5 protein-coding genes are annotated in these 6,000 nt (G+C 70.1%); 2 read left to right on the top strand and 3 right to left on the bottom strand.

The window, feature by feature from the left end:
* The coding region (locus RR3_RS10340; RefSeq protein ID WP_139278873.1) for an SDR family NAD(P)-dependent oxidoreductase at positions 1–157 on the bottom strand (157 nt) is incomplete at its 3' end.
* A gap of 125 nt (positions 158–282) precedes the next feature.
* Here RR3_RS10340 and RR3_RS10335 point away from each other — a divergent pair.
* Both RR3_RS10335 and RR3_RS10330 read left to right on the top strand, forming a co-directional pair.
* The gene (locus RR3_RS10335) at positions 283–1,911 is read left to right on the top strand and encodes an ABC-F family ATP-binding cassette domain-containing protein (protein ID WP_017682210.1); all 1,629 of its coding nucleotides are present in this window, start codon (positions 283–285) and stop codon (positions 1,909–1,911) included.
* Positions 1,912–2,057: 146 nt separating this feature from the next.
* The gene (locus tag RR3_RS10330; protein ID WP_010595070.1) at positions 2,058–2,303 is read left to right on the top strand and encodes a helix-turn-helix domain-containing protein; all 246 of its coding nucleotides are present in this window, start codon (positions 2,058–2,060) and stop codon (positions 2,301–2,303) included.
* Positions 2,304–2,308: 5 nt separating this feature from the next.
* Here RR3_RS10330 and RR3_RS10325 read toward each other — a convergent pair whose 3' ends face one another.
* Together RR3_RS10325 and acnA are read right to left on the bottom strand one after the other, a co-directional pair.
* Positions 2,309–2,881 carry a TetR/AcrR family transcriptional regulator gene (locus RR3_RS10325; protein ID WP_010595069.1) on the bottom strand — a complete coding sequence of 191 codons (573 nt, stop codon included), beginning with the start codon at positions 2,879–2,881 and terminating at the stop codon, positions 2,309–2,311.
* Between the two features lie 112 nt (positions 2,882–2,993).
* On the bottom strand, positions 2,994–5,798 hold the full coding sequence (gene acnA, locus RR3_RS10320; RefSeq protein ID WP_064066734.1) for an aconitate hydratase AcnA: 2,805 nt from the start codon (positions 5,796–5,798) through the stop codon (positions 2,994–2,996).
* Positions 5,799–6,000: the final 202 nt, after the last annotated feature.

The raw sequence follows: 6,000 nt of genomic DNA, 5'->3' as shown, positions 1-6,000 counted from the left end.
GGAGCGGCTCGGCCTTGCGGGCCGTGAGGGCCACGTTCGCGCCGCGGGCGAGCAGCGCCGCGGCGATCGCCTTGCCGATCCCGCGGCTCGCTCCGGTCACCAGTGCCGTCCGGCCCGTCAGGTCCGAGCCGGCGGGATATCGGGGGGAAGTCGTCATGCCGGGGAACGTAGCGCATCTCACGTCGGGAGTCGGCGCTGCGGACGGTAAAATGAATGGTTCGTGCGCCTGCCCCTGCGGCATCATCGGCAACCGATCCGAAACATCCCTGAGGAGTCCCACGCGTGATCACCGCCACCGATCTGGAAGTCCGCGCCGGCGTGCGGACGCTGCTCTCGGCGCCGGGACCGGCGCTGCGGGTGCAGCCGGGCGACCGGATCGGGTTGGTCGGACGCAACGGCGCCGGCAAGACCACCACCCTGCGCATCCTCGCGGGGGAGGGGGAGCCGTACGCGGGTGCCGTCGTCCGCTCCGGTGACCTGGGGTACCTGCCGCAGGACCCCCGCGAGGGCAACCTCGACGTGCTCGCCAAGGACCGCGTGCTCTCCGCCCGCGGCCTCGACGAGATCCTGCGGGCGATGGAGAAGCAGCAGGCCGTCATGGCCGAGGCCGTCGACGAGAACGTCCGCGACCGGGCGGTGCGCAAGTACGGGTCGCTCGAGGAACGCTTCTCGGCCCTCGGCGGGTACGAGGCCGAATCCGAGGCGGCCCGCATCTGCACCAGCCTCGGCCTGCCGGACCGGGTGCTGGGCCAGCCGCTGCGCACCCTGTCGGGCGGCCAGCGCCGCCGCGTCGAACTGGCCCGCATCCTGTTCGCCGCCTCCGACGGTTCCGGCAAGTCCACCACCACCCTGCTGCTCGACGAGCCCACCAACCACCTCGACGCCGACTCGATCACCTGGTTGCGCGGATTCCTGCAGAACCACGACGGCGGGCTGGTCGTCATCAGCCACGACGTGGACCTGCTCGCCGACGTCGTGAACAAGGTGTGGTTCCTCGACGCGGTGCGCGGTGAGGCCGACATCTACAACATGGGCTGGAAGAAGTACCTCGACGCGCGGGCCACCGACGAGGCGCGCCGTCGCCGCGAACGTGCCAACGCCGAGAAGAAGGCGTCCGCGCTGCGTCAGCAGGCGGCCAAGCTCGGCGCGAAGGCCACCAAGGCCGTCGCCGCGCAGAACATGGCCAAGCGCGCCGACAAGCTGCTCGCCGAACTCGACGAGGTGCGGGTGGCCGACAAGGTGGCCAAGATCCGGTTCCCGGACCCGGCGCCGTGCGGCAAGACCCCGCTCACCGCCGAAAGCCTGACGAAGGTGTACGGCTCGCTGGAGATCTTCACCGGCGTGGACCTGGCGATCGACCGGGGCAGCCGCGTCGTCGTGCTCGGCCTCAACGGTGCCGGCAAGACCACGCTGCTGCGGCTGCTCGCGGGGGTCGAGACCCCGGACGCGGGCGGGCTGGTGCCCGGACACGGCCTGAAGATCGGATACTTCGCCCAGGAGCACGACACCCTCGACGACGATGCGACAGTGTGGGAGAACATCCGGCACGCGGCACCGGACGCGGGGGAGCAGGACCTGCGGGGGCTGCTCGGGGCGTTCATGTTCACCGGCCCCCAGCTCGACCAGCCCGCCGGGACGCTGTCCGGTGGCGAGAAGACCCGCCTGGCGCTGGCCGGGCTCGTGTCCTCCGCGGCGAACGTGTTGCTGCTCGACGAGCCGACCAACAACCTGGACCCGGTCTCGCGGGAACAGGTGCTCGACGCGCTGCGCAGCTACGCCGGTGCGGTCGTGCTCGTCACCCACGATCCCGGGGCCGCCGAAGCGCTCGATCCGGAGCGCGTCATCCTTCTTCCGGACGGCACCGAGGACCACTGGTCGCAGGAGTACCTGGAGCTGATCCAGCTCGCCTGAGCTTCGACCTGCGCGGCGGGTGCGGGCGCATCTCCGGTGCGGAGCCGGGCGGCCGCTGCGGCCCGGACCTGCGCGATTCCTCCCGGTGCCCCGCGCCGTGAACTAGCCTGGGAGGCGGGGCCTTGCCGAGCCGACGGGAGGATCCGATGGCACGCAAATCCGAGCACGCCGGGAGCGTACTGACCAAGGGCACACGGGTCACGGGGGAATCGCGTGACCGTCTGCAGGCAGAACTGAAACGCCGCTACGAGGCCGGGGCGAGCATCCGGACGCTGGCGCAGGAAACGGGCCGTTCCTACGGGTTCGTGCACAACGTGCTCGTGGAGTCCCACGTCGCGCTGCGCGGCCGGGGCGGACCGAACCGGCGCAGCGCGGCACGCGCCTCGACCTGACCGGGTCAGCCGGCGGCGGTGCGCCGCACGGACTCCTCGACCAGGTCCAGCACCGCCGCCAGCTCGCCGTCGGCGGTGCCCGAGGCGAGCCGCGCGATCAGCCCGTCGAGAACCAGGTCCAGGTAGCTGAGCACGACCTCGGTCGGCACGTCGTCGCGCAGCCGGCCGGCCTCGCGTTGCCGTTCGAGCCGGCCCACCGTCGCCTTGGTCAGCTCCGCGGAGTGCTGGGTCCAGGCCTTCGCGAAGTCCGGGTCGGTGCGCAGGCGCCGCGTGATCTCGAGCCGGGTACCGAGCCAGTCGAACTGCTCGGGTGAGGCGAGCATGTCCCGCATCACCTGCACCAGGCCCTGCTCGGCGGCGACGTCGGCCATCCGCGCGGCGTCCTCCTGCGCCAGGGCCAGGAAGAGGCCGTCCTTGTCCTTGAAGTGATGGAAGATCGCGCCGCGGGACAGTCCCGTGGCGTCCTCCAGGCGGCGCACCGTGGCGCCGTCGTAGCCGAACTCGGCGAAGCACCGGCGGGCGCCGGCGAGGATCTGTCTCCGGCGCGCGGCGAGGTGGTCCTCACTGACCTTGGGCACCGCGAACGTCCTTTCGGGGCGGAGACGGCGGGCCCGAGACGAAGTCGCCCCGAGCCCGCCGCCGGTGCACAGCGTGGTCCGCCCGCGGGTGCGGGCGGCCGATCCGGGGGTGTCAGCCCCGGATCATGTTGCGCAGCACGTACTGCAGGATGCCGCCGTTGCGGTAGTAGTCCGCCTCGCCGGGGGTGTCGATGCGCACGACCGCGTCGAACTCGACCGTGCTGCCGTCCGTCTTGGTGGCGGTGACGTGCACCGTGCGCGGCGTCGTGCCCTGGTTGAGCTCCTCGATGCCCGCGATGTCGAACACCTCGGTGCCGTCGAGTCCGAGAGACTTCGCCGACTCACCCGCGGGGAACTGCAGCGGGATGACGCCCATGCCGATCAGGTTCGACCGGTGGATGCGCTCGAACGACTCGGTGATGACCGCCTTGACACCGAGCAGGCGGGTGCCCTTGGCGGCCCAGTCGCGGGACGAGCCGGAACCGTACTCCTTGCCGCCCAGGACGACCAGCGGGATGCCGGCCTTCTGGTAGTTCTGCGAGGCGTCGTAGATGAACGCCTGCGGAGCACCGTCCTGCGTGAAGTCGCGGGTGTACCCGCCGGAGACCCCGTCGAGCAGCTGGTTCTGCAGGCGGATGTTCGCGAACGTGCCGCGGATCATCACCTCGTGGTTGCCGCGCCGCGACCCGAGCGAGTTGTAGTCCTTGCGCGCGACCCCGTGGGAGTCGAGGTACTGCGCGGCGGGGGTGCCGGGCTTGATCGGGCCGGCCGGGCTGATGTGGTCGGTGGTGACCGAATCGCCGAGCAGGGCCAGCACGCGGGCACCCTTGATGTCGGAGACCGGAGCCGGATCCATCGTCATGCCGTCGAAGTACGGAGCCTTGCGGACGTAGGTCGAGTTCGCGTCCCACGCGAAGGTGTCGCCCTCCGGGGTCTCCAGGTTCTGCCAGCGGTGATCGCCCTTGAAGACATCGGCGTAGGACTTGCGGAACATGTCCTGGCTGATCGCCGACTTGATGGTGTCGTCGATCTCCTGGGCCGACGGCCAGATGTCCTTCAGGAAGACGTCGTTGCCGTCCTGGTCCTGTCCGAGCGGATCGGTCTCGAAGTCGAAGTCCATCGTGCCCGCCAGGGCGTACGCGATGACGAGCGGCGGGGACGCGAGGTAGTTCATCTTCACGTCGGGGGAGATGCGACCCTCGAAGTTGCGGTTACCGGAGAGCACGGCGGTCACCGACAGGTCGTTGTCGTTGACGGCCTTGGAGATCTCCTCCGGCAGCGGCCCGGTGTTGCCGATGCACGTGGTGCAGCCGTAGCCACCGAGGTAGAACCCGAGCTTCTCGAGGTACGGCCACAGCCCGGCCTTCTCGTAGTAGTCGGAGACGACCTGCGAACCGGGTGCCATGTTGGTCTTGACCCACGGCTTCGACGACAGGCCCTTCTCGACGGCGTTGCGGGCGAGCAGCGCGGCGCCGAGCATCACCGACGGGTTCGAGGTGTTGGTGCACGAGGTGATGCCGGCGACGACGACGGCGCCGTGGTCGAGCACGAACTCGCCGCGTTCCTCGGAGACGACCCGCACCGGCTTGGTGGGCCGGCCGTCCGCGCCGTTGGCGGCGGACTGGACGTCGACGGCGCCGTCGTCGGCGAAGGACAGCGCGACCGGGTCGGACGCCGGGAAGGACTCCTCGACGGCCTCGTCGAGCTGGGTGTGCTCGACGGGGTGCTGCTCCTCGACGTAGTTGTGGATGTCCTTGCGGAAGGCGGTCTTCGACTCGGTGAGCGGGATGCGGTCCTGCGGGCGCTTCGGGCCGGCGATGGACGGGACCACGGTGCTCAGGTCCAGCTCGAGGTACTCGGAGTAGGCGGGCTCCTTGTCCGCGTCGTGCCACATGCCCTGCTCCTTGGCGTACGCCTCGACGAGCGCGAGCTGCTCGTCGCTGCGGCCGGTCAGGCGCAGGTAGTTGATGGTCTCGCCGTCGATCGGGAAGATCGCGGCGGTGGACCCGAACTCGGGGCTCATGTTGCCCAGGGTGGCGCGGTTGGCCAGCGGCACCTCGGCGACGCCCGCGCCGTAGAACTCGACGAACTTGCCGACGACACCGTGCTTGCGGAGCATGTCGGTGACCGTGAGGACGACGTCGGTGGCGGTCACGCCCGGCCGGATCTCGCCGGTCAGCTTGAAGCCGACCACGCGCGGGATGAGCATCGAGACCGGCTGGCCGAGCATCGCGGCCTCGGCCTCGATGCCGCCGACGCCCCAGCCGAGCACGCCGAGGCCGTTGACCATCGTGGTGTGCGAGTCGGTGCCGACGCAGGTGTCGGGGTAGGCCTGGCCGTTGCGCACCATCACGGTGGGGGCCAGGTACTCGATGTTGACCTGGTGCACGATGCCCATGCCCGGGGGAACGACCTTGAAGTCGTCGAAGGCGCCCTGGCCCCAGCGCAGGAACTGGTAGCGCTCGCCGTTGCGCTCGTACTCGAGGTCGACGTTGCGCTCGAGGGCGTCGGCCCGGCCGAAGACGTCGAGAATGACCGAGTGGTCGATGACCATGTCGGCGGGGGAGAGCGGGTTGACCTTGTTCGGGTCGCCGCCGAGGGTGGTGACGGCCTCACGCATGGTGGCGAGGTCGACCACGCAGGGCACGCCGGTGAAGTCCTGCATGATCACCCGGGCGGGAGTGAACTGGATCTCGACGCTCGGCTCGGCCGACGGATCCCAGTTCGCGAGGGCGCGGATGTGATCGGCGGTGATGTTCGCACCGTCTTCGGTGCGCAGCAGGTTCTCGGCGAGAACCTTCAGTGCATAGGGCAGCTTCTCGGTGCCGGGAACGGCCGAGAGGCGGAAGATCTCGTACGAGTTCTCTCCGACCTCCAGCGTCCCCTTGGCGCCGAACGAATCAATACTGGTGCTCACGTCAGCTCCACTCGTCGATGAGGCTCGCCGCCGACGGGGCTGTGTCGACGGCCGAAGCGAGGCTCCGCAGCCGGGCCGGGCCGCAGAACAGGGCCGGACGGCGTCGGAGGCGTCTCGCGGCAAGTCTAACAGTACGCTTGTCCTGTGAAGCGGTGGGACGGAACCGCCGATCCGGCGTCCGGCCGCCGCGATCGCCTCGTCG

It is taken from the genome of Rhodococcus ruber NBRC 15591 (assembly GCF_001894945.1).
Lineage (GTDB): Bacteria > Actinomycetota > Actinomycetes > Mycobacteriales > Mycobacteriaceae > Rhodococcus > Rhodococcus ruber.
This window is presented reverse-complemented; position numbering and strand designations above follow the sequence as displayed.